The sequence below is a fragment of the Geobacillus sp. G4 genome (assembly GCF_040327975.1).
Lineage (GTDB): Bacteria > Bacillota > Bacilli > Bacillales > Anoxybacillaceae > Geobacillus > Geobacillus thermoleovorans.
In genome coordinates, this window is sequence record NZ_JBEPJY010000006.1 from 106,670 (window position 1) to 126,390 (window position 19,721).

General features: G+C 53.3%; 31 protein-coding genes. 26 read left to right on the forward strand and 5 right to left on the reverse strand.

All coding sequences use genetic code 11. From position 1 onward, the window contains the following. Positions 1-232 precede the first annotated feature (232 nt). From ABS784_RS09255 to ABS784_RS09290, 8 genes are all read left to right on the forward strand, one after another. Complete coding sequence (locus ABS784_RS09255; RefSeq protein WP_011231053.1) at positions 233-385, forward strand: hypothetical protein; 153 nt, start codon at positions 233-235, stop codon at positions 383-385. 112 nt (positions 386-497) lie between these two features. After that, the gene (locus ABS784_RS09260; protein WP_033025271.1) at positions 498-1,019 is read left to right on the forward strand and encodes a TlpA family protein disulfide reductase; all 522 of its coding nucleotides are present in this window, start codon (positions 498-500) and stop codon (positions 1,017-1,019) included. Between the two features lie 121 nt (positions 1,020-1,140). After that, a complete protein-coding gene (locus ABS784_RS09265) occupies positions 1,141-1,272 on the forward strand; it encodes an FbpB family small basic protein (RefSeq protein ID WP_011231055.1) in 132 nt (43 codons plus the stop codon). 55 nt (positions 1,273-1,327) lie between these two features. After that, positions 1,328-1,471 carry an acid-soluble spore protein N gene (locus ABS784_RS09270; protein WP_011231056.1) on the forward strand — a complete coding sequence of 48 codons (144 nt, stop codon included), beginning with the start codon at positions 1,328-1,330 and terminating at the stop codon, positions 1,469-1,471. Positions 1,472-1,501: 30 nt separating this feature from the next. Then, on the forward strand, positions 1,502-1,729 hold the full coding sequence (gene tlp, locus ABS784_RS09275; RefSeq protein WP_014195696.1) for a small acid-soluble spore protein Tlp: 228 nt from the start codon (positions 1,502-1,504) through the stop codon (positions 1,727-1,729). A gap of 116 nt (positions 1,730-1,845) precedes the next feature. Further along, the gene (locus tag ABS784_RS09280) at positions 1,846-2,262 is read left to right on the forward strand and encodes an acyl-CoA thioesterase (RefSeq protein ID WP_011231058.1); all 417 of its coding nucleotides are present in this window, start codon (positions 1,846-1,848) and stop codon (positions 2,260-2,262) included. Between the two features lie 14 nt (positions 2,263-2,276). Continuing rightward, a complete protein-coding gene (locus ABS784_RS09285) occupies positions 2,277-2,591 on the forward strand; it encodes a hypothetical protein (RefSeq protein ID WP_011231059.1) in 315 nt (104 codons plus the stop codon). Then, positions 2,591-3,010, forward strand: a complete 420-nt coding sequence (locus ABS784_RS09290) for a PaaI family thioesterase (protein WP_020279119.1) — start codon at positions 2,591-2,593, stop codon at positions 3,008-3,010. Before ABS784_RS09285 ends, ABS784_RS09290 begins: the two co-directional genes overlap by 1 nt. A gap of 23 nt (positions 3,011-3,033) precedes the next feature. Here ABS784_RS09290 and ABS784_RS09295 read toward each other — a convergent pair whose 3' ends face one another. Continuing rightward, positions 3,034-3,324 (reverse strand): HesB/YadR/YfhF family protein, encoded by a 291-nt coding sequence (locus ABS784_RS09295; protein ID WP_011231061.1) that lies wholly within the window; start codon positions 3,322-3,324, stop codon positions 3,034-3,036. A gap of 181 nt (positions 3,325-3,505) precedes the next feature. On the opposite strand from ABS784_RS09295, the gene ABS784_RS09300 reads away from it, so the two are divergent. Then, a complete protein-coding gene (locus ABS784_RS09300) occupies positions 3,506-3,652 on the forward strand; it encodes a hypothetical protein (protein WP_011231062.1) in 147 nt (48 codons plus the stop codon). Between the two features lie 314 nt (positions 3,653-3,966). After that, on the forward strand, positions 3,967-4,905 hold the full coding sequence (locus ABS784_RS09305) for a magnesium transporter CorA family protein (protein WP_014195699.1): 939 nt from the start codon (positions 3,967-3,969) through the stop codon (positions 4,903-4,905). 42 nt (positions 4,906-4,947) lie between these two features. On the opposite strand, the gene ABS784_RS09310 is transcribed toward ABS784_RS09305, so the two are convergent. Beyond that, positions 4,948-5,541: a DUF502 domain-containing protein gene (locus ABS784_RS09310; protein WP_011231064.1), complete on the reverse strand. Its 594-nt coding sequence runs from the start codon at positions 5,539-5,541 to the stop codon at positions 4,948-4,950. Positions 5,542-5,720: 179 nt separating this feature from the next. Here ABS784_RS09310 and ABS784_RS09315 point away from each other — a divergent pair, with 179 nt between their 5' ends. The 5 genes from ABS784_RS09315 to ABS784_RS09335 all read left to right on the forward strand — a co-directional run bounded on the left by ABS784_RS09315 (position 5,721) and on the right by ABS784_RS09335 (position 10,074). Further along, positions 5,721-7,160 (forward strand): NAD(P)/FAD-dependent oxidoreductase, encoded by a 1,440-nt coding sequence (locus tag ABS784_RS09315; RefSeq protein WP_014195700.1) that lies wholly within the window; start codon positions 5,721-5,723, stop codon positions 7,158-7,160. Between the two features lie 157 nt (positions 7,161-7,317). After that, on the forward strand, positions 7,318-8,319 hold the full coding sequence (gene bioB, locus ABS784_RS09320; protein WP_011231066.1) for a biotin synthase BioB: 1,002 nt from the start codon (positions 7,318-7,320) through the stop codon (positions 8,317-8,319). Positions 8,320-8,665: 346 nt separating this feature from the next. After that, entirely contained in the window at positions 8,666-8,884 is a 219-nt protein-coding gene (locus tag ABS784_RS09325; RefSeq protein ID WP_011231067.1) for a YozE family protein, read from the forward strand. Between the two features lie 131 nt (positions 8,885-9,015). Next, entirely contained in the window at positions 9,016-9,660 is a 645-nt protein-coding gene (locus ABS784_RS09330) for a hypothetical protein (protein ID WP_011231068.1), read from the forward strand. Between the two features lie 234 nt (positions 9,661-9,894). Continuing rightward, positions 9,895-10,074, forward strand: coding sequence for a YozD family protein (locus ABS784_RS09335; protein ID WP_011231069.1), 180 nt, complete (start codon positions 9,895-9,897; stop codon positions 10,072-10,074). Between the two features lie 11 nt (positions 10,075-10,085). Here ABS784_RS09335 and ABS784_RS09340 read toward each other — a convergent pair whose 3' ends face one another. Next, positions 10,086-11,207 carry a DUF2515 domain-containing protein gene (locus ABS784_RS09340; RefSeq protein WP_352512248.1) on the reverse strand — a complete coding sequence of 374 codons (1,122 nt, stop codon included), beginning with the start codon at positions 11,205-11,207 and terminating at the stop codon, positions 10,086-10,088. A gap of 222 nt (positions 11,208-11,429) precedes the next feature. On the opposite strand from ABS784_RS09340, the gene ABS784_RS09345 reads away from it, so the two are divergent. Together ABS784_RS09345 and ABS784_RS09350 are read left to right on the forward strand one after the other, a co-directional pair. Continuing rightward, positions 11,430-11,747 carry a hypothetical protein gene (locus tag ABS784_RS09345; protein ID WP_013145439.1) on the forward strand — a complete coding sequence of 106 codons (318 nt, stop codon included), beginning with the start codon at positions 11,430-11,432 and terminating at the stop codon, positions 11,745-11,747. A gap of 105 nt (positions 11,748-11,852) precedes the next feature. Next, positions 11,853-12,017: a hypothetical protein gene (locus ABS784_RS09350; protein ID WP_011231072.1), complete on the forward strand. Its 165-nt coding sequence runs from the start codon at positions 11,853-11,855 to the stop codon at positions 12,015-12,017. A 35-nt stretch (positions 12,018-12,052) separates the two neighbouring features. On the opposite strand, the gene ABS784_RS09355 is transcribed toward ABS784_RS09350, so the two are convergent. Then, positions 12,053-12,211, reverse strand: coding sequence for a hypothetical protein (locus ABS784_RS09355; RefSeq protein ID WP_008879283.1), 159 nt, complete (start codon positions 12,209-12,211; stop codon positions 12,053-12,055). Positions 12,212-12,337: 126 nt separating this feature from the next. On the opposite strand from ABS784_RS09355, the gene ABS784_RS09360 reads away from it, so the two are divergent. From ABS784_RS09360 to ABS784_RS09370, 3 genes are all read left to right on the forward strand, one after another. Next, positions 12,338-12,745, forward strand: a complete 408-nt coding sequence (locus tag ABS784_RS09360; protein ID WP_011231073.1) for a hypothetical protein — start codon at positions 12,338-12,340, stop codon at positions 12,743-12,745. 515 nt (positions 12,746-13,260) lie between these two features. Beyond that, entirely contained in the window at positions 13,261-13,971 is a 711-nt protein-coding gene (deoD, locus tag ABS784_RS09365) for a purine-nucleoside phosphorylase (protein ID WP_011231075.1), read from the forward strand. Positions 13,972-14,020: 49 nt separating this feature from the next. Then, positions 14,021-14,839 (forward strand): M15 family metallopeptidase, encoded by an 819-nt coding sequence (locus ABS784_RS09370; protein WP_352512251.1) that lies wholly within the window; start codon positions 14,021-14,023, stop codon positions 14,837-14,839. A 38-nt stretch (positions 14,840-14,877) separates the two neighbouring features. Here ABS784_RS09370 and ABS784_RS09375 read toward each other — a convergent pair whose 3' ends face one another. Then, the gene (locus tag ABS784_RS09375; RefSeq protein ID WP_011231077.1) at positions 14,878-15,576 is read right to left on the reverse strand and encodes a class I SAM-dependent methyltransferase; all 699 of its coding nucleotides are present in this window, start codon (positions 15,574-15,576) and stop codon (positions 14,878-14,880) included. A 168-nt stretch (positions 15,577-15,744) separates the two neighbouring features. Here ABS784_RS09375 and ABS784_RS09380 point away from each other — a divergent pair, with 168 nt between their 5' ends. The 6 genes from ABS784_RS09380 (at position 15,745) to ABS784_RS09405 (ending at position 19,641) form a co-directional block, all read left to right on the forward strand. Continuing rightward, positions 15,745-16,632 carry a cation diffusion facilitator family transporter gene (locus tag ABS784_RS09380; RefSeq protein ID WP_352512252.1) on the forward strand — a complete coding sequence of 296 codons (888 nt, stop codon included), beginning with the start codon at positions 15,745-15,747 and terminating at the stop codon, positions 16,630-16,632. Positions 16,633-16,869: 237 nt separating this feature from the next. After that, positions 16,870-17,826, forward strand: coding sequence for a magnesium/cobalt transporter CorA (gene corA / locus ABS784_RS09385; RefSeq protein ID WP_011231079.1), 957 nt, complete (start codon positions 16,870-16,872; stop codon positions 17,824-17,826). Between the two features lie 197 nt (positions 17,827-18,023). Then, positions 18,024-18,128 carry a YjcZ family sporulation protein gene (locus ABS784_RS09390; RefSeq protein ID WP_013145431.1) on the forward strand — a complete coding sequence of 35 codons (105 nt, stop codon included), beginning with the start codon at positions 18,024-18,026 and terminating at the stop codon, positions 18,126-18,128. A gap of 185 nt (positions 18,129-18,313) precedes the next feature. Then, a complete protein-coding gene (gene rarD, locus ABS784_RS09395; RefSeq protein WP_011231080.1) occupies positions 18,314-19,243 on the forward strand; it encodes an EamA family transporter RarD in 930 nt (309 codons plus the stop codon). A gap of 125 nt (positions 19,244-19,368) precedes the next feature. After that, positions 19,369-19,467 carry a YjcZ family sporulation protein gene (locus tag ABS784_RS09400; protein WP_011231081.1) on the forward strand — a complete coding sequence of 33 codons (99 nt, stop codon included), beginning with the start codon at positions 19,369-19,371 and terminating at the stop codon, positions 19,465-19,467. A gap of 33 nt (positions 19,468-19,500) precedes the next feature. After that, positions 19,501-19,641 (forward strand): YjcZ family sporulation protein, encoded by a 141-nt coding sequence (locus ABS784_RS09405; RefSeq protein ID WP_011231082.1) that lies wholly within the window; start codon positions 19,501-19,503, stop codon positions 19,639-19,641. Positions 19,642-19,721 lie beyond the last annotated feature (80 nt).

Consider the following 19,721-nt stretch of genomic DNA (forward strand, 5'->3'; position numbering starts at 1 on the left):
TGAAACATCATTCGACGCCTCGGTGTTGTCGGATGGAACCGTTGTTTTCTTTTCGTTTTCTTTTTTCGGTCCGCATGAGGTCGAAGCGTTGTTGATTTTCAACGATTTTCACCTAGTGTTTGTTTCGCTTTTCTTCCATTGTTTCGGCCGCCGGTTGAAGCCGCTGTATGCATAGTTTTTTGGCCGCCGGCGGATACTATAGGTGAACCGACGGAAGCAGAGGAGGAGACGCATGGGCCGGACAAAACTTGGCAATGCCAATGCCCAACGAAACAACAACGCGAAGAAGAAAAACGGCTTTAACGAATGGAGGAGCGAATTCGCTTCGTACGCAGAAGTCGAAGCGGAGAAAATGAAAAACGATCATAAAAACATCCGATCATGATGAGGGCGCGCCCCTCGTTTTTTCGTTTTAAGCACGATGGTTGGCAAATGGCAAACGTATGTGCTATAATCGTGGACAGAGCGGCGGGAGGCGCCGGTAGGGAGGGGACAACGTGCGGAAATGGCTAGTCGTTCTTTTGTTCTTGGCTGTCGCCGGCTATGGCCTTTGGAATGTGATGGCGGCTGACAAACCGAATGAAGCAAACGGAGCCGGTCCGGAAGTGGGTCAGACGGCTCCCGACTTGACCTTGCCGGCGCTTGGGGGCCAGTCGGTTAAGTTGTCGGCGCTGCGCGGCAAAGCGGTCGTCCTCAACTTTTGGACGTCGTGGTGCCCGCCATGCAAAAAGGAAATGCCGGAGCTTGCCAAGTTTTACGAGCGGCATGGCCGCGAAGTTGCGCTCCTTGCCGTTCATTTGACGACGCAAGATACGTTGGACAACGCTGAGCGGTTTGCGAAAGCGAACAGGCTCGTGTTTCCAGTCGGCCTCGATGTGCGCGGCGAAGCGCTTCGTCAATATCGAATCCAAACGATTCCAACGACGTATATTATCGATCCAAACGGCGTCATTCGGCGAAAAATTGTCGGCCCGGTGACGGCGAAGCGGCTCGAGCAGGAAACAGCGCTTTTTCGTTGAGCAGATGGCTGCAGCGAAAGGCGCTTTCTTCGTGGTTCGTTATTTTTCAAAAAGTTGTCATAATTTTTATCTTTTTTGGGCATGAATAAGATTACAATAAAAGTGAGGGGAGGTTGAAGCGATGAGACGATCCCGCAAAATGACTCTCCAAGAACTGATCAGCGAGAACAAACGGCAATTGTTGAACGATCGGGAAGCGCTCGAAAAAATCGAGAAAAAGCTGGAAGAGCGGATGCTCAAAAAAGCAGAATGACCCATGCATAGCGGTTCTCCGGGCGGACAGACTAGATGGCGAGGAGGCGAAGACAATGAGCAATCCGAAAGGAAGCCGCAAACATTTCGTGCCGAACCATATCGGCACACAGCCTCGCGCCGCAGGAGGAAACAAGGGCAAACAAATGCAAGACCAGTCCGGCCAGCACGCCCAAGTCATCCAAACGAAGGGCGAATAGCCGGAAACTCGCGCAAAGGAGGAAGCATTCATGCCGCGTCCGAAACCGGATGACCGCAGCGACAATGTGGAAAAGCTGCAAGAAATGGTGCAAAACACCATTGAGAACATAGAAAAAGCCGAAGAAACGATGCAGTTTGCGTCGCCGGAGGAGCAGGAGAAGATCCGTGCGAAAAACCGCCGCCGCGAAGAAGCGATCGCTGCGATGCGCGCGGAAATCCGAGACGAAGCAGCTGCACGGGAACACGGCTGCCAGTAAACGAAGCAGCCCTCATGCGGGGGCGGCTTCGTTTTTTTGTCTACCGCTTGAGCGAGCCGACGGGCGAATGGTAACATAGAAGAGGAGGCCCGGTAAAAAATGGAGGGAGAACGAACGTGAAAGTGGCAGAAAAACAAATTGAAGTGCGTTATGCGGAAACAGACCAAATGGGCGTCGTCTACCACGCGAACTATTTAGTTTGGATGGAAGTCGGGCGCACGGAATTGATCAAACAGCTTGGCTTTCATTATGCTGACATGGAGAAAGAAGGCATCATTTCGCCTGTTGTCGATTTGCAAGTGTCGTACAAAAAGCCGCTTCACTACGGGGAAACGGCGACTGTCCGCACATGGATTGACGCCTATGACGGCATCCGCGTGACATACGGCTACGAGATTCTCGCCCCGGACGGCGAGGTGGCGGTGACCGGAAAGTCGCAGCATGTTTGCGTCAAGCGCGATACGTTTCGGCCGATCGTGATCCGCAAATATTTTCCTGACTGGCATGAAGCATATGAGCGGGCGAAGCGGTAAAGGGGAGCGGTGCGATGGCGTTTGGCATCCGCCGACATGAGCTCGCGGCATGGAAAGAGAAAGTGAAGCGCGGTGAAATCGCCTTTTTGACCCACTATTGGTACGACGAACGGTTTCCGCATTGCACGACAGTGACGAAAGTCGGCTGCGCCGATGTCGAAAAACTCGCCGCTTGGGGGCGGCAGTACGGGCTGAAGGAAGAGTGGATCGATCGGCGCGGTGAGTTTCCGCATTTCGATTTGCTCGGTGAGACGCAAACGCGCATTTTGCAGCAGGAAGGACGGCTGTTTGAACTGGAACGATTCACGAAACGGGGGAAGAAGGAATGATGATCGATTTGGCCGTTGTGAAGGAAATGTCGAAACATACGTTGATCGATACGCTCGGCATCGAAATTGTTGAGGTTGGCGAAGGCCGCGTCGTCGCGACGATGCCGGTCGACTGGCGCACGCACCAGCCGGCTGGGCTGCTGCATGGCGGCGCCTCAGTCGCCTTAGCGGAGACGGTCGCCAGCATCGGCGCGTACGCGCTTGTGGACCCCAACACGGAAAACGTCGTTGGATTGGAAATCAACGCCAATCACGTCCGCGCCGTTCGCCGCGGGACGGTGACGGCGACAGGGACGGTGTTGCACCGCGGTCGGACGACGATGGTGTGGGATGTGCGCATTACGGACGAACAAGGGGAGCTCGTCTGCATCTCCCGCTGCACGATCGCCATTATTCGAAAAAGCGAGCGCCAAGGCTAGCTTTTTCAATCGCCGCGGGACATTCAATGGACGAGAAAAACCGGCTCATTGCTTTTTTCGTCCAAATCCACAGTCAAATCACGTCCATCGAAATACCATTGGTCGCTCTCTTCAATAAAAAAGGTGATGCCATCAACCGTCGTCTGCGCCGCCGGCTTGTCGACCAGTTCGTCTTTGGCCATGCCAAGCGAAAACCCTTTTTGCACGGTGCTGCACCCGCCGTAGCGGGCAAAAAAGCGGATCGCATCGCCCGGCTTCAGCCCGAGCTCCCGCTTGTACCAATCAAACGCTTTTTTTGTAATCATGATGTTCATGGCTTCCCCTCCTCACTTGTTTATTATAAGTGAATGGACGGCGCCGGTAAAACGATTGTGTGAACATTGGCTGACAATTTGAGGGCGAAACAATTTCCAAAAAAATGGATTAACCTAGCCCTGACTGGCTCGAGTAAAATGCCGGCCGACGGCGAACAGTAAAAGCGAGGGGGTGAAGACGGTGAGCAAGAAGCGGCCGTTTGCGCCAAGCTATGAATCGGATGGGGTGATGGGCGAAAAGAAAGAGCAACGCCCGCGCCGTTCCAACCGTCGGCAAATTGACAAACAAGCGCCTGATTTTTTCAACACGACGCCATCGAGCGAATAAAAAAGCCGAATCGAGCGGGCGATGGTTGAACATCGCGCTGTTTTGTGAATAAAGTAGCCAGTAGGCTGCTTTTTTTTATGGCACCTACTATACAAACGGGCCGGTCCGCGCTATCATTACTTGAGGGACATCTTTTTCGAAAGGAGTGGCGTTTTCGTATATGAGTAGTTCAAGCCCGAACGAACCGGAACCGGAATATAGCGGGGAACGCGGCCTGTTCCTTTTCTTGTCGGCTGCTCATCATACGAAAACGGGCTCCGGACGGAAAGGAAGAGGCGCCGCCTTCCTCGCGTGAAAAGGAGGAAGGATGCCAGATGATGAAAATGTATTTGTCCGATGCCAACGGCAAAATGCGCGAAATCGATCATATTGAAAATGGCTGCTGGATCAATCTCGTTGCCCCGACGGAAGACGAAATTCGCTACATCGCCCACCATTTGGACATTCCGATCGATTCGATCAAAGACGCGTTGGATGACGAGGAGCGGTCGCGCGTCGAAAAGGAAGACAACCATGTGCTCATTATCGTCGACATTCCGATTGTCGCCCATGATGAAGTGGACGGCCCGATTTACGAGACGATTCCGATCGGCATGATCATTACGAACACGTGTTTTATTACGGTTTGTTTGCAGGAGAATCCGATTTTCGAAGAATTCTCCAAAAACAAAATCAAAAACTTTTACACGTTTATGAAGACGCGGTTTGCGTTGCAAATGCTGTACATGATTTCAACGTATTATTTGCGCTATTTGAAGCAAATCAATCGGCGGACGAGCGAAATCGAAAAAGAATTGCACCAATCGATGAAAAACAAGGAGCTGTTTTCGCTTCTCAGCATGGAAAAAAGCTTAGTGTATTTTATGACGTCGCTGAAGGCGAACAACATCGTCATGGAGCGGCTCATGCGCCTCAATTATTTGCGCATGTACGAAGATGACCAGGATTTGCTGCAGGACGTCATTATTGAAAACAAGCAGGCGATTGAAATGGCCGAAGTATACAGCAGCATTTTAAGCGGCATGATGGACGCGTTTGCTTCGGTCATCTCAAACAACTTAAACATTGTGATGAAGTTTTTGACGGCCATTACGATCGTCATTTCGCTGCCGACGATGGTGGCGAGTTTCTACGGCATGAACGTACCGATTCCGTACCAACACTCTCCGTACGCCTTTTTGATCGCGATGGCGCTCGCCGGTTCACTGTCAGCGGCGACGGCGTACATCTTTTGGAAAAAGCGATACTTTTGACGGCCAGGCGCGTTTTGGATGGCCATGCGAACGGCTGCCCTGTCATTGGGGCAGCCGCTTTTGCTTTCGGACGGCCACACCGCCGGAGAGGATGAATTTCATCGCCTCTTCCGGCGAGATGTCGACGACTTCCACTTGCTCTTTCGGGACGAGCAGGGTGAGCCCGGCGACTTGAAACGCCTGCGGGATATAGACGGCGACGTAGTCGGCGAGAGGATCGTGCCAAGCGCCGACATCATCCATTGTCATGAAGCCGAGGCATTTCCAGCCGCTTTCTGGCATTGTAACGAGCACAACTTGCGAAAACGATCGTTTTTCCCCGACGAAGGAAGCGATTGTATCTTTGGCGACGGAATAAACCGTTTTCATCAAGGGAATGCTTTCAAGCAACCGGTCGATCAGTCGAATGAGGCGGCCGCTTACGTATTGCGTCGATAGCCAACCGCAGACGGTAATCAGCGCGACAGTCGCCAATAGGCCTAGGCCGGGAATGTAGCGGCCATCCAAATACGGACGGACGTATTGGCCAAGCAGCCCATCCAAAACGGTGAACACTTTGTAGCACACATAGACGGCGAGTAAAATTGGCACGATCGTCAGCATGCCGTTTAGAAAATGTTTCACGAAAAAACGCATCCCTTTCCCTCCCCGCTATTCATTCTCTACCACCATACCAATTTTTTTGGCTTTATACAACTCTCTATTATATCGAACATTTTCTGTTGTATTCGGTAAGAAAGTTCGTGTTTTTCCTTGACGAACTGCCAAATGTTCCGTATACTTTCGAATGGAACATGGGAAATGGGGGATGGATCATGAACAATCATTACGATGTGATCGTGGTCGGCGCCGGGCCGGCCGGCATTTTCACTTGCTACGAACTGACGCTCAAACTCCCTGGAGCGAACGTGCTCTTAATCGATAAAGGGCACGATATCTATAAACGCAATTGTCCGATTTTGCAAAGAAAAATTGAAAAGTGTCCGCCGCCGGCCGGCAAAAAAGACTATGCCGGCTGCGTGCCGGCCTGTTCGATCACGAATGGATTCGGCGGAGCGGGGGCGTATTCGGACGGCAAATTCAATATCACGAGCGAATTCGGCGGCTGGATGACCGACTATTTGCCGGCTTCGACCGTACTTGAGCTCATCCGCTATGTCGATGAGATCAACTTGAAGCACGGAGCGACGACATCGATCACCGACCCGATGACGGATAAAGTGAAAGAGATCGAGCGGCGCGCCTATGCGGCCGGGCTGAAGCTATTGCGCGCGTACGTCCGCCATTTGGGTACAGAGCAAAATTTGGAAATTTTGAAAAGCATTTTTGAATATTTGCGCGAGCGGATTGCGATGCGCTTTACAACGGAAGTGGATGATATCGTGACCGAGCGGACGGAGAGCGGCCATCGAGTGAAAGGCGTTGTGCTGAAAAACGGAGAAACGTTGACAGCGGAAAAAGTCGTCATCGCTCCGGGGCGCGATGGCTCGGTTTGGCTGAGCAAAATCTTGCGCAAGCGCCGTTTGCGGATGATCAACAATCAGGTTGACATCGGAGTGCGCGTGGAAACATCGAACATCGTCATGCAAGAAATTAACGAACATCTGTATGAAGGGAAATTCATTTTCAACACGTCGGTTGGGACGCAAGTGCGCACGTTTTGCAGCAACCCGTCCGGACATGTCGTCGTCGAAAACCATTCCGGCATCATGCTCGCCAACGGCCATGCGTACAAAGATCCAAAGCTCGGCAGCAACAACACGAACTTTGCCCTTCTTGTTTCACATAAGTTTTCCGATCCGTTTGACAAGCCGAACGAATACGCCCATGAAATTTCTCGGCTGGCGAACGCCTTGTCCAACGGCGGCATCATCGTGCAAAAATACGGCGACATTTTAAAAGGACGGCGATCGACGGAAAAGCGGATCAAAGAAGGGTTCATCGAACCGACGCTAAAAGAAGCGGTGCCGGGCGATTTAGGCCTCGTTTTGCCGTACAACACGATGAAAAGCTTGATCGAAATGACGGAGGCGCTCAACCACGTCACTCCGGGGCTTGCCTCTGAGCATACGCTCTTTTATGGGGTGGAAGCGAAGTTTTATTCGGCGCGTCCGAAACTGAACGACCGCTTTGAAACCGAAATCGCCGGGCTGTATGTCGGCGGCGACGGCGCCGGCATTACGCGCGGCCTTGCGCAGGCGAGCGCCTGCGGCGTCTGGATCGCCCGCGACATCGTCGAGAAATTGACGCATTAGGTGAGGAACCGAGGGCAGGCCCCTTCAAACGGGGGCCTGTTTTTTTGCTGTCTGCCTGGGGACGGATTAAAAAGTAAACTGAAATGAAAATATAGTTGACAAATATGCGGCTGGTCCGTTACGATAAATGTAATGATATGGAAAGGGGAGAGGAGAGATGGCAAACTGGCTGGTGTTGGCCGAGCAAGTGTTGGGAGGCCACGAGCTGACCGATGAGGAAGCATTGGCGATATTGGATTGTCCGGATGAGGAGTTGCTCCTTTTGCTGCAAGGGGCGTACCGGATTCGCTCCGCCTATTATGGAAACAAAGTGAAGCTGAACATGATCATCAACGCCAAATCCGGCCTCTGTCCGGAAAACTGCGGCTACTGTTCGCAGTCCGCCGTATCGACGGCGCCGGTGAAAACGTATAAAATGGTCGACAAAGAGACGTTGTTGCGCGGCGCGGAAGAAGCACACCGTTTGCGCATTGGGACGTACTGCATCGTCGCCAGCGGCCGGGGGCCGAGCGATAAAGAGATCGACACCGTTGTGTCCGCGGTCAAGGAAATTAAAGAGCGGTTCGGGCTGAAAGTGTGCGCCTGCCTTGGGATCTTAAAGCCGGAGCAGGCGGCGCGGCTGAAAGAGGCGGGGGTGGATCGCTACAATCATAACATCAACACATCGAAGCAGCACCATCCGAACATTACGACGTCCCATACATACGACGATCGGGTGCGGACGGTGGAAACGGTGAAAGAAGCTGGTCTTTCGCCTTGTTCCGGCGTCATCATCGGCATGAAAGAAACGAAGCGGGATGTCGTCGATATGGCGCGCAGTTTGCGGGCGCTTGACGCCGATTCCATTCCAGTCAACTTTTTGCATGCGATCGACGGCACGCCGCTGGCTGGCACGAACGAATTAAACCCGCGTTACTGTTTGAAGGTGCTGGCCCTTTTTCGCTATATGAATCCAACCAAAGAAATCCGCATCGCCGGCGGGCGAGAAGTGAATTTGCGCTCACTTCAGCCGCTTGGCCTGTATGCCGCCAACTCGATTTTTGTCGGCGACTATTTGACGACCGCCGGGCAAGAAAAGTCAGCCGATTATCAAATGCTTGAGGATCTTGGGTTTGAAATCGAATTTGCCCCGGCTCCGCAAGCCGGAGTCGTATCATGAACGATGCCGCCGGAAGATGGCGGCTTTTTGTATGTGCGCTCACCGAGGACAAGACCTAGCGAAGCGGGAGGCATGGGAGGCGCCATGCGGTTTCAGATGGGACGCCACGATGGCGCATCGCAAGCCTTGGCGAGAAGCGGAGCGCATGATAAGACGGTGGACTTGGCCTGCCTATGCTCTGACGAGAAAAGCGGATTGAACCCCTATTGCGCCGTTTGACGCGCTTTTTTGGCATGAAAAGCCAACCCGACGCGTACGATGGGAATACAAGCTGCGAAAAAAGGCTTCACAAACAGCCAAAAGCTCATTATAATAGCAACAAAAGGAAAGGAAGAGGATGGGGGACATGGCAAAGTCATTCTACCGTTACTTGCTGCGCTTCCGCCATGGACACCAGGAAGATCCGGTCGTCCGGTTTGCGAACGGAGCGTATGAAGACCACAGCTTTCCAAAAGGGTCGACGGACTATGAAGAACTGAGCGGCTATTTGGAGCTTAACGGTGACTATTTGGAAAGTATGGTTGTGTTTGATGAGCTATGGGAGCAATTTTTGCATGAAGCGTAACTAAGGGAGCGTTCCCATTTCATAAATTGGGAGCGCTTTCAAATAGCTTTTTTCCGCGCGGTTGCAGGTGTCCACCCTTCTCTGCATGCATATACTATACTAACTATTTGTTCCAAAGGGTGGAGATGCCAATGAGCGCGCCGAAACGCCCGAAATTTTCCGTCGGCGACATCGTCGTCAATACATTGTACGGAACGGTCGGAACGATCACCGATATTCAGCAGATTGACGGTGTGTTTTTATACGAAATCAACCATGGCCATAGCTTGTTTGCCGAGCAAGCGCTCATTTTATTGTCTGAGTTTGTGGGTGATTTATGGATCGCGGAAGAGATTGAAATTGAGTTGCCGTTTTTTCTCGGCGAAATTGTCCGCGTCCGCGATTATGGCGGCCATTTGTTCAAAATTGTCGGGGTGCGGACAGAAATTTACCGCTACTACGGGGAAGGATGGGAAGAGACGATTTACGAATTGAAACGGCTGACGGATGGTTGGGAGATTGAAGTCCATTTGGAAGACATCATTCCGCTTGCCGACGGAGAGGAGACGTCCGTCACGCTCGTGCAAGATATTGTCATCGCCGCGCCGGTGAAAGCGTCGCTTCTATTGCCGCCGGCCGACAGCGGAGAGAAAGGGCCGTCGGTCGACGAGCTCCTTGACATGTACAACGATTATAAAGCGTTATATGAATGGTTCGGCGATGAACAGTACCAACGGATGATGGAAACAGTTGTAAAACGTTTGCGGACAATCGCCAATCACCAGGATAGAAATTGATAAAGAATAAAAAGAAAATAAGGAATGCCGGCGAAAATGACGATCGCGCCCAATCCATTGACAACTGTTTCCATCATTTTATCGATCGCAGTGAATTTGTCCATTTTGTCCGCCTCCGTGTTTTTTGTTTTGTTGGTACATATGTATGGGGGAGACTGAAAAAATAGTACAACATGATTTTTGACATAAAACGGAAGGCGGCGACATACAACATTACAAAGGGGGCGAGATGCGGTGAAGGAAATTGAAGTGATTATCGATACGGAAGAAATCGCTGAGTTTTTTTACCAAGAACTCATCCGCCGCGGCTTTGTGCCAACGCAAGAGGAGCTTGAGGAGCTCGCGGATATTACGTTTGACTATTTGCTTGAAAAATGCATCATCGATGAAGAGATTGACATCGATGGGGAGTAGTCCTCGTCGTTTTATGATGAAGTTGATTTGGCCGCCGCGATGGCGGCTGTTTTCATCATGACCAAATGCTGCTCGTAGCGGCTGGTCATGTCGCCCGAGGCCGGAAGCGGGAGCGTTTCAAGCGCCTGCATGATCGCCTCATCGGTGAACCAATCGCGATGATCGTGGAACGGGTGCGCAAGATCCGGCCAAGCTTCCTCAAGGCGGGGGCTGTAAAAGCGGTGCCCATCAGGCGTTTCAGCGAACGATTGCGGCCAGAAGTCGGCGCGTGAGCCGCTGTGGGGGACGCAGCGGGCAAAGCGGCAGGCGCCGCGAAACAGCCGGGCGTCAAACAGCAGCAGACTGTACAGCGTTTTGCCGATATGGATGCGGTGGTGGACGTCGGCGAAATCGCGCACGGTCGTTCCGGCAAGCGCTACGCGGCGGCCTTTGGCATATGGGATGAGCACATCGTTGAACCCGAGCCATTGCTCGACAATAAACGGCCAGCTTGACAGCACGCGGGTGCGGAAAAACGGATGTTCGATGACGCGAAGCTGGATGTACTGCTGCTCGTTGATGATCAGAGCAACCGTAAGAAGCGCGGCATTCCCCGTTTCCCAAAAATGTTCCCACATCGGCTTCATAAACGAAGACACCGCTAGCGCCGGCAACAAATGAAACAGCGGCGTCTCCCTCCGTTTGCTTTCTTCGTACAGCAGAAGCTGCGGATAGGCATCATGAAAAATGAGGGCATTGGCGCGCTCCAAAAACAAAAAAAGGGGTGCAATGATTTGTTCCGGCAGCAAAAACGGAAGAAGGCCGCCGCGCAAATCAGTCATGTTCCAACCGCCGTTGCGCGAGACGAGATGGGCTAAAAACGCCCAATGAATTTCCCGATGGCGCTCAAAAAACGCTAAGTAGGCGGCGGTGCGCGTCACGTTGTTGCGGTTATGTTCCGCTGTTTTCCGGCGAATGGCGGCAACAATGCCCTTTTCTTCCGCGCTGAGCGGTCCGTCAGTCGGGACAGTTGTGCGGGCGGCCATCCGGCGAAGCAGGCCGTCATCGGCGAGGCGGACCGGATGGCGGTACAAAAAGGAGCGGTAGGCATACTGAAGCGGATGGCGCAGCCAAGCGAACGGGCGAGTCGGCATCAGGCTGTCTCTCCTTTGCATCATTTGTGGACTTTTGCCAGAAGACCGCGATCGTTTCGACAAAAGGAGTGCTCGTTTGCTGAAGGAATCGACACGCCAAATCACCAAATAAGTATAATACACGTTTGTCTCGGCTCCGAAGACGATTCGCGATCGAATTCGACATCAACCATAGTATGGGGCGCGGAGGGCCGATTTATTGGGAGAAGGGAGAGGAAAACAATGGTTCGTTTATGGGGGAAACGGATGTGGATGACAAAACGTGCATATGAGGCGGTCGTTTTTCAAACACCGCGCTTTGGGGAAACGAAAGGCTACCGGCAAGTGTGCCGCATGACGGTGACGGCGGCCGGACATGATGAAGTGCTGGCGGTGTTGTATCGGATGTTTAATGTCGCCGATCTGATGCCGAAAAACTGTCAAGCTCGATTTATGCGGACTGGGGACGTTGTGCTGATCGATGAAGGGCGGAAAGGACAGACGTACTATCGCCTTTGTCCAGACGGATGGAAACAAGTGGAACGACAGCTCATCTGTTGACCGAATATTCAAAAATATAGTCGCCAGCAAGAGCTAGAGATGATATAATATGAATAAAGCCCCCTTGTTTCGGGAACGGATAAGAAAGGAAAGGGGGCGGACTTGATGGAACATGACGAACGGCGGCGCGACATGCCGACGGTGGCCCCGGGCATCGACGACGATGAGGAGCTGAATGAAAGAGCGACAAAAGAGGAAATTGAACGCGGGGAATATACAAAAGTCGTCACGCTTGCTTGGGACGAATCCGAGCCGTCGGAACCGCGATAGAAACCCTTGTATCGCACAAGGGTTTCTGCGGTTTGTCACGATTCTGGATTGTCGTGATGGCCCGGACCGTTTTTCCGGCCGCCGGCGGCGGAATATTCTTTGGCATGCGCCTCATCTTCAGCGATCAATGCTTCTTTTGGAATATGGTTGTTCTTTTTCTGCCCGTTAATGCGGTTGCGGTGTTTTTTGCCCATCGTTTTCCCTCCTTGAACCGTCGTTGTCGTTAGTGTATGCGGTCTGGCGGCGGTTCATCGACGGAAAATGTTTGCAGGCGGCATCATGCGGCGGGCGCAGGAGAAAAGAGGGAAGGGGGCGAAACGATGGCCGCACTGGCGCTGTCGCTGCTCTTGTGCGTCGTCTCGATTGCGGCATTGCTTTGGGTCAAAGGGCAAGTTGAGCGACTCTTGTTCCGCTGGAGAAGCGTGCCCCTTCTCCATGCGGTCAACGTCGTCATCATCGCTGCCATCGTTGCTGACATGTACTATCGGCTCAGCGGCATCGACGTGTACTTGCGCGATTTGGCCGATATCAACGGTTTTTGGTATGTCTTTGCCGGCGCGATGCAGCTCGTCTTTCCACTGTATTTGTTTTCCTGTTGGCTTGTCGCCAGGCGGCGCGAGCGCGAGAAAAAATATACGCGCAGCAAAGACAAAAAGGTGCTGTATATCAATGAGCGGTATTTGGCGCGCCGCCATCGCAGCGATTACCGCCGATCCAAAACATCATAAAAGAGAGCGGCTCCCCCGCAAACGACTCACCCACCTACGCGAGTGCATAGGGGGAGCTTTCAGCGATTTGCATATGTGCCAAACGACAAGCCGCACAAGGACCCTTTCCGCTTCCCTTCGTTTCGAAGGTGCCCGTTTGAACAACATGTGATTCGATCCGACAGCGATTGCCGGCCAACATTCATCTCCCACATGGACGGGTGCTCGTGCACCTTCACGTTTCGAAGTGGGAGACTTCTTTCGGAATGATGTTAGAATTTGGTCTTTTCCTTTTTCGATGTGGACGGCTGATTGTTTGATTTGGACGATGGATTGGTTTTGTTGGCGTATTCCACCGCTTGTTCGAGTTTCTTTTTCATCGGTCTTTTCCTCCTTTCTCCTCGGGCAGGCACACATAGTATGCCCGTTCGCCGCCTCGGCTACTCGAAGGAAGACTGCCATTTTCCGCAAACATATGATATGATAGACGAGGGCATGGCCCGACAACGATCGTTCAAACCAAAGGAGGAATCCCATTGAGCGTACATATCGGAGCGAAGACAGGGGAGATCGCGGAGCGCATTTTGTTGCCGGGTGATCCGCTGCGCGCCAAATACATTGCTGAAACGTTTCTGGAAGGAGCGGTATGCTACAACGAAGTGCGCGGCATGCTCGGATTTACCGGGACGTATAAAGGGGAGCGCATTTCCGTGCAAGGGACCGGCATGGGCGTGCCGTCCATTTCGATTTATGTGAACGAACTGATCCAAAGCTACGGCGTAAAGACGCTCATCCGCGTCGGAACGTGCGGAGCGATTCAGCCGGATGTGCGCGTCCGCGACGTCATTTTGGCGATGAGCGCGTCGACCGATTCCAACATGAACCGGCTCATTTTCCGCGGCCGCGATTATGCGCCAACCGCCGATTTCCATCTGCTGCGGACGGCGTATGAAGTAGGTGTGGAAAAAGGGCTGGCGCTAAAAGTCGGCAATGTGTTCACCGCCGACATGTTTTACAATGATGAACCGAATTGGGAAACGTGGGCGCGCTACGGTGTATTGGCCGTCGAGATGGAAACGGCGGCGCTCTATACGCTGGCGGCGAAATTCGGCTGCCGGGCGCTGTCGGTGCTGACGGTCAGCGACCATATTCTCACCGGAGAAGAAACAACGGCTGAGGAGCGGCAAATGACGTTTAACGAGATGATTGAAGTGGCGCTTGAAGCGGCGATCCGCAATGGCGCGTGATTGGGATGCCGGGCGCTTGGGCCTGGGAAAACAGAAAAGGAGAAGGAACATGAACCAGCGATGGCAAGCGGCGATGTTGGTATGCCTGCTGCTCGCCGGCTGCCAAACAGGGGAGAGCGGCAGCAACGGTGCGGCCGGCCCGTCCGGCCAGCCGCCGGAAAGCGCGGTGCACCCAAGCGATTATCAGCAGGGGAAAACGAGCCAGAGCCCCGTCGATCCCGATTTGCAGCTTGAGGCGAAATATTGGAACATCGTCAAGGTGCAAAACGGACAAAAAGTGATTCAAAACCCTGACAACATTTTGGTGCTCGTCAATAAAGAACAGTCGCTCCCGCCTGGCTATAAGCCGGCGGACTTGGTCGTGCCGCGCGTGCCGTTTGTGTGTGCTGACCCGAACGCGGAAAAACGGCATATGCGGGCCGAAGCGGCCGCGGCGCTTGAGGAGATGTTTGCCGCCGCACGCCGCGATGGCATTGAGCTGGTGGCCGTGTCCGCTTATCGTTCATACGAGCGGCAGCAGGTGATTTTTGCTGAAGAAGTGCGGCAAAAAGGGAAGGAAAAAGCGGTTCAAGCGGTCGCTCACCCAGGGCAGAGCGAGCATCAGACAGGGCTGGCGGTCGATATCAGCAGCCGCTCGGCCGGCTGTCAGCTGACCGAATCGTTCGGGGCGACAAAAGAAGGGCAATGGGTAGCCGCCCATGCGCACGAGTACGGATTCATCATCCGCTACCCGAAAGGAAAGGAAGCGGTGACCGGCTACAAGTATGAGCCGTGGCATCTCCGCTATGTTGGGCGGAAGGCGGCCGCGGTGATCAAAAAGCGCGGCTTGACGCTTGAAGAATATTTCAAAGTAGTGAAAAAAGTGTGAAAACGGCGTCTCGTCGAGGACGCCGTTTTTCTTGCCAGCTATGGTTCGCAGCAAAAGACGCAATAGCCAAGACGGTCGCCGAATTGAGCTGTCAACTGTTGGTGCATCTGCCACATGCTCGCCATCTCCGGTGTCGGCGGAAGGGCGATGACGATGGGTGCCCCAAGGCTTGGCGCTTCGGCCGCAGCCGCGTAGGAAAACTGGCGGCAGCCAAAGCCGCTTTGTTCGAGCACTTCTTTCCACTCCGCTGATGTCATTAGCTGACGGAAGCCGTAAAAGGCGGCGATTTGCTTTTGCTCGGCGGCGGTCAGCCGCTCATGACACGCTTCAATGCCGACGAATAGGCCATCGTTTTTGAGCACGCGGCGGATTTCGGCGAGCGCGTTTGGCAATGAAACGAAAGCAAGCACCGATTCAGAAAGCGCAAGGTCAAACGTCCCGGCGGGAAACGGGAGCGCTTCGACCGAGGCGCGATGCAAACGGACTGAGACCGCCTTGGAGGCAAAACGCTGTTTCGCCTTGGCAATCATCGTCGGGTGGATGTCGATGGCGGTGACGTTGGCCCCGTACTGTTCGGCGATATAAGCCGCCGTCTGTCCGGTGCCGCAGCCGACGTCAAGCACGGATGTCGAACGGTCGATCTTAAGTTTACGTAAGATTTGTTTTGTTAACTCAAAACCGCCTGGGTGAGCGCCATCGATCCCCATGTCCGCCAACCAGTCTAAATATGCAGACATCTGTTCCTCTCCTTTTTTTGTTTCGACTTGGTTTATCATACGCAAATGCGCTCGATTTTGCCTTTAGACAAAAAAATTTGCTTGTCCCTATTCTTATGAAAAAAGGAAATTTTCTTGCTGTAGACCCAACCGGCTTCAAGCTGGTACACTGATACGTGCAAGAATGAGATGGCTAGGTTGGTGAAGAAAGTGGATCGAAAACAAGGAGCCGAGGCGGGCGCACTGCTGAGCATTTTCGTCTATCTTCTCCTTTCGACCGGCAAGCTGTTGGCTGGGGCGGTGTTCGGCTCGGATGCGGTGGAAGCGGACGGTTGGAATAATTTGAGTGATATTATCGCTTCCTCGGCAGTCTATATCGGCATGAAAATCGCTAAAAAACCGCGTGATTGCAACCACCCGTACGGACATTCGCGGGCGGAGAACATCTCCTCGCTGTTGGCCGCTTTTTTGATGATGTCCATTGGCATTGACGTGATCACAAGCGGCATCCGCTCGCTGTTCGGCAAGGAAAAGGCAGCGGCTCCTGACGTTTTAGCGGCTGTGGTTGCGCTCGCCTCGGCGGCCGTTATGATTGGCGTTTATGCAATCAATCGCCGGCTGGCGCGGCGGACGAACAGCATGGCGCTGGCGGCCGTGGCGAAAGACAATTTATCGGATGCGCTGGTGAGCATTGGCGCCGCCATTGGCATCGCCGGCGCGCGGCTTGGGTGGCCATGGCTTGATCCGCTGGCGGCGCTTGTTATCGGGGCGATGATTGGCAAGACGGCGTGGGAGGTGTTTATGGAGACGGCGCATACGCTCACCGACGGTTTTGATGAACAGCAGCTCGCCGTTTATAAAGACGAAATCGCGGCGGTGAGCGGCGTGCGCGATGTCGCTGACATTAAAGCGCGCATGTTAGGCAACGACATTGTGCTGGAAGTGACGATCCGCGTTGACTCGCATTTGACGGTGGCAAAAAGTCATGAAATCGCTGATAAAGTCGAGCGTTTGATGCGAAACCGGCATAACATTCGGGCGACGCACGTCCATGTGGAACCGGAAGCGGTGCGCTGACTGGCTTCGGGCGCATTGGCGGGCGGACGCGGCGAGGCGCCTAGACAGCGAATGACTTGTCGGGATGTGACGCTTTGCAGCCGGGATGCAGCCGGGAGAAGCTGCTTGTCGCCAACAGCGAGCGGATGCGGCCAAACCGTTGCCGCTGACTTGTTTTTGGCGGCGGGAGGGGAGTAGTTTTGCGGCAAACAGCAAACAATACAATTAAAATCGTTTGCATGGAAAGGACGTCAGTCTATGGCGATCGAGCATAACTTTCGTTTGACGGTTGACGGAACGTACAAACGCCATGCGCCGGCAGGCAGCCAGTCGTGTTGGCTTCATTTCACCGCCGCCGCCAAGCCGGATTTGGAGCAGCTTCTTTCTTCGCTGTCCATTCACCCTCTCGCCCAACAGCGGCTGATGAACGGGACAGATATTCCCACGTTTGACGAATACGAAGGATGTTTCTTCTTATCGCTGTTTATCGTTCGTCCGTCCGGCCGGACAGTGAACGTTCGTTTGCTGGCCGGCAGCCAATATATGATCAGCTATATGGATGAAAACGATCCGCTTGTTGATCAAGTGAAAGAACGTTTGTTGAACCATCGCGGTCAGGCGCTGTATCCTGGGTACGTGCTGTATCACTTTTTAGACTTGGCCGCCATCCGTTTTTTGCAAGTCATCGATCAGATCGCTGACCGCATTCAGACGCTTGAACGGCAAGTGTTTGCGACCCCGTTTGCCAACGAAATCGGGCGCGAGATTTATCGGATGAAAACACATCTTCATGAGCTGCGCCAAATCGCCGAGGCGCAGGAAGAAGCGATCAAAATGATCCGCCACGCTGATTTGCCGTATATCAATCAAGAGACGAATCCGTATATCGAGGAAGTGGCGTCGCGATTCTCACGCGTGCCCGCCGCGCTCGACGCGTTTAAGGAATCATTGTCCGCCATTTTCGATTTGCAACTGTCGCTCAAATCAGATCATATGAACGTCATTATGAAGACATTGACATTGGTGAGCGTCATATTTTTGCCGATGACGTTTATCGCCGGTGTATACGGCATGAATTTTGCGTTTATGCCAGAGCTGAAATGGAGATACGGCTACCCGTTTGCCTTGTTGCTCATGGCAACCGTTGCTATGCTCATCGCCCTCTATTTTAAGCGAAAAGGTTGGTGGGGAGAGACGGGGACGAAAGAAAAATAGGCGTTTTTCTAGAAGGTCGGTGATTTAACGGAGAAAACGCTCCAGCAAGGAGCTTTCGCCAATGGATCAACGGCTCTTCCGTGCGTTCGTGGACCAATCTTTTTGAAGAAAACGCGGTTTTTCACCAATCTTCTAGAAATTTGGGCATTCGCCCGGCCGTTTGGGCGGGCGGGCGCATATGATGGCCCTGTGAACCGATGAAGGAGGTGCCCGCCGTGAGCGGTTTTGTCAACAGCGGTTATACGGTCGTCATCGTCCTGTTCATTTTACTGATTATTGTTGGCTGTGCCTGTGTCGCTTGATGAGCGAAAAAATAAGAAAGGACGGCGGTCAAACGGGCCGCGAAGGGGGCGGGTGCTCATATTCAGCTGCGCCCCTTCTCCATTGGGCAACCGCGTCGAGCGATGCGGGTGAGTGTTTTGATGGATAAAGTGAAGCGGCGGCGGTATAATGAAACAGAAATGATCATGGAAAAGGAGAAGACGACGTGGGGCATTGGAGCGAAGAAAAGCAAGGCATCTTGTATACGGCTGCTTCGTACTTGCTGTGGGGAGTATTGCCGCTGTACTGGAAGCTGCTAGAGGCGCGCCCGGCGCTTGAGATTTTGGCGCACCGCATCGTGTGGTCGTTCGTGTTTATGGCCATCCTTCTGGCAGCGAATGGGCAGCTTGGCGCCTTCCGCCGGGAGCTTCGGGCGATGCGCCGTAAGCCGGCTAAGGCATGGGGGATCGCCGCTGCTGCCGTGCTCATCAGCGCCAACTGGTTTGTCTACATATGGGCGGTGAATCATCATCATGTCGTTGAAACGAGCCTCGGCTATTATATCAACCCGCTTGTCAGCGTGGCGCTTGGGACGATCGTATTGCGCGAGCGGTTGAGCGTTGGGCAGTGGGCCGCTGTTTTTCTTGCCGCCGCCGGCGTGGCGGCGATGACGGCGGAATATGGCGCGTTTCCGTGGGTCGCCATATCGCTCGCGTTGACGTTCGGGTTTTACGGCTTAGTGAAAAAACTGGCCAGCGTTGACTCGTCCATTGGCTTGACGCTTGAAACAATGGCCGTCATGCCGCTTTCAGCCGTTTACTTATTATGTGTGTACAACGAAACGCCGGCCCTCGTCAAGACGGCCGAATGGTGGCAATGGGCGCTGTTGGCTGGAGCCGGGCCAGCGACGGCCGTGCCGCTTTTGTATTTCGCCAAAGGGGCGAAGCGTGTGTCAATGACAACACTTGGTTTTTTGCAATACATTTCGCCGACGATCAGCCTTCTCCTTGGCGTCTTTTTGTTCGGCGAGCCGTTTACGAAAGCGCATTTTTATGCGTTTAGCTGCATCTGGACGGCGCTTATTTTGTTTTCCGCTGTTCAAATCAAGCAAGCGCCGGGGCGGAAAAAATGGAAGCGAAACTCGCTCGGAGCATAACATCGGTCCGCGGATGGACCGTTTTTTTTTACGTTGCGGCAAATACCCATTTTTGCCGAAACATCTAACCATTTCCTCGGCTTCTGAATAGTCTACTAGTACAAAAACGAAGGAGGTGCTGGCAAATGGGTGCAGCTTACGGCGGCGGATTCGCGTTGATCGTCGTTCTGTTCATCTTGTTGATTATTGTCGGATGTGCATGTATCGGTGGTTGGGTGTACTGATGCCTCTTACTTGCTAGCAAGGAGGTGACGAATATGCCATATGGCTTTTATGGCGGCTGGGGCTGGGGCGGCTATGGCTTCGGTTATCCGGGTTACGGCGGCTACGGCTACGGCTTTGTGCTGATCGTCGTTTTGTTTATTTTGCTCATCATCGTTGGGGCGACATGGTGCTAAACAGTGATGGGCCAAGCGGGGGAGACGGCCGGGCAACGGCTGTTTCCCCCGCTTTTTTTGTGAACAGGCAGGAACAGTGA

Bases quoted from the DNA above. Each gene is read 5' to 3' on its own strand.
- ABS784_RS09340 (WP_352512248.1), bottom strand. From the start codon at position 11,207: ATGCCGACTCGCCCGTTCGCTTGGCTGCGCCATCCGCTTCAGTATGCC.
- ABS784_RS09345 (WP_013145439.1), top strand. From the start codon at position 11,430: ATGGTTCGTTTATGGGGGAAACGGATGTGGATGACAAAACGTGCATAT.
- ABS784_RS09390 (WP_013145431.1), top strand. From the start codon at position 18,024: ATGAAGGAGGTGCCCGCCGTGAGCGGTTTTGTCAACAGCGGTTATACG.
- ABS784_RS09360 (WP_011231073.1), top strand. From the start codon at position 12,338: ATGGCCGCACTGGCGCTGTCGCTGCTCTTGTGCGTCGTCTCGATTGCG.
- ABS784_RS09265 (WP_011231055.1), top strand. From the start codon at position 1,141: ATGAGACGATCCCGCAAAATGACTCTCCAAGAACTGATCAGCGAGAAC.
- ABS784_RS09350 (WP_011231072.1), top strand. From the start codon at position 11,853: ATGGAACATGACGAACGGCGGCGCGACATGCCGACGGTGGCCCCGGGC.
- ABS784_RS09405 (WP_011231082.1), top strand. From the start codon at position 19,501: ATGCCATATGGCTTTTATGGCGGCTGGGGCTGGGGCGGCTATGGCTTC.
- ABS784_RS09315 (WP_014195700.1), top strand. From the start codon at position 5,721: ATGAACAATCATTACGATGTGATCGTGGTCGGCGCCGGGCCGGCCGGC.
- ABS784_RS09305 (WP_014195699.1), top strand. From the start codon at position 3,967: ATGATGAAAATGTATTTGTCCGATGCCAACGGCAAAATGCGCGAAATC.
- corA (WP_011231079.1), top strand. From the start codon at position 16,870: ATGGCGATCGAGCATAACTTTCGTTTGACGGTTGACGGAACGTACAAA.
- bioB (WP_011231066.1), top strand. From the start codon at position 7,318: ATGGCAAACTGGCTGGTGTTGGCCGAGCAAGTGTTGGGAGGCCACGAG.
- ABS784_RS09400 (WP_011231081.1), top strand. From the start codon at position 19,369: ATGGGTGCAGCTTACGGCGGCGGATTCGCGTTGATCGTCGTTCTGTTC.
- ABS784_RS09255 (WP_011231053.1), top strand. From the start codon at position 233: ATGGGCCGGACAAAACTTGGCAATGCCAATGCCCAACGAAACAACAAC.
- ABS784_RS09370 (WP_352512251.1), top strand. From the start codon at position 14,021: ATGAACCAGCGATGGCAAGCGGCGATGTTGGTATGCCTGCTGCTCGCC.
- ABS784_RS09330 (WP_011231068.1), top strand. From the start codon at position 9,016: ATGAGCGCGCCGAAACGCCCGAAATTTTCCGTCGGCGACATCGTCGTC.
- ABS784_RS09270 (WP_011231056.1), top strand. From the start codon at position 1,328: ATGAGCAATCCGAAAGGAAGCCGCAAACATTTCGTGCCGAACCATATC.
- ABS784_RS09285 (WP_011231059.1), top strand. From the start codon at position 2,277: ATGGCGTTTGGCATCCGCCGACATGAGCTCGCGGCATGGAAAGAGAAA.
- ABS784_RS09375 (WP_011231077.1), bottom strand. From the start codon at position 15,576: ATGTCTGCATATTTAGACTGGTTGGCGGACATGGGGATCGATGGCGCT.
- ABS784_RS09290 (WP_020279119.1), top strand. From the start codon at position 2,591: ATGATCGATTTGGCCGTTGTGAAGGAAATGTCGAAACATACGTTGATC.
- ABS784_RS09355 (WP_008879283.1), bottom strand. From the start codon at position 12,211: ATGGGCAAAAAACACCGCAACCGCATTAACGGGCAGAAAAAGAACAAC.
- ABS784_RS09380 (WP_352512252.1), top strand. From the start codon at position 15,745: ATGGCTAGGTTGGTGAAGAAAGTGGATCGAAAACAAGGAGCCGAGGCG.
- ABS784_RS09325 (WP_011231067.1), top strand. From the start codon at position 8,666: ATGGCAAAGTCATTCTACCGTTACTTGCTGCGCTTCCGCCATGGACAC.
- tlp (WP_014195696.1), top strand. From the start codon at position 1,502: ATGCCGCGTCCGAAACCGGATGACCGCAGCGACAATGTGGAAAAGCTG.
- ABS784_RS09295 (WP_011231061.1), bottom strand. From the start codon at position 3,324: ATGAACATCATGATTACAAAAAAAGCGTTTGATTGGTACAAGCGGGAG.
- ABS784_RS09310 (WP_011231064.1), bottom strand. From the start codon at position 5,541: ATGCGTTTTTTCGTGAAACATTTTCTAAACGGCATGCTGACGATCGTG.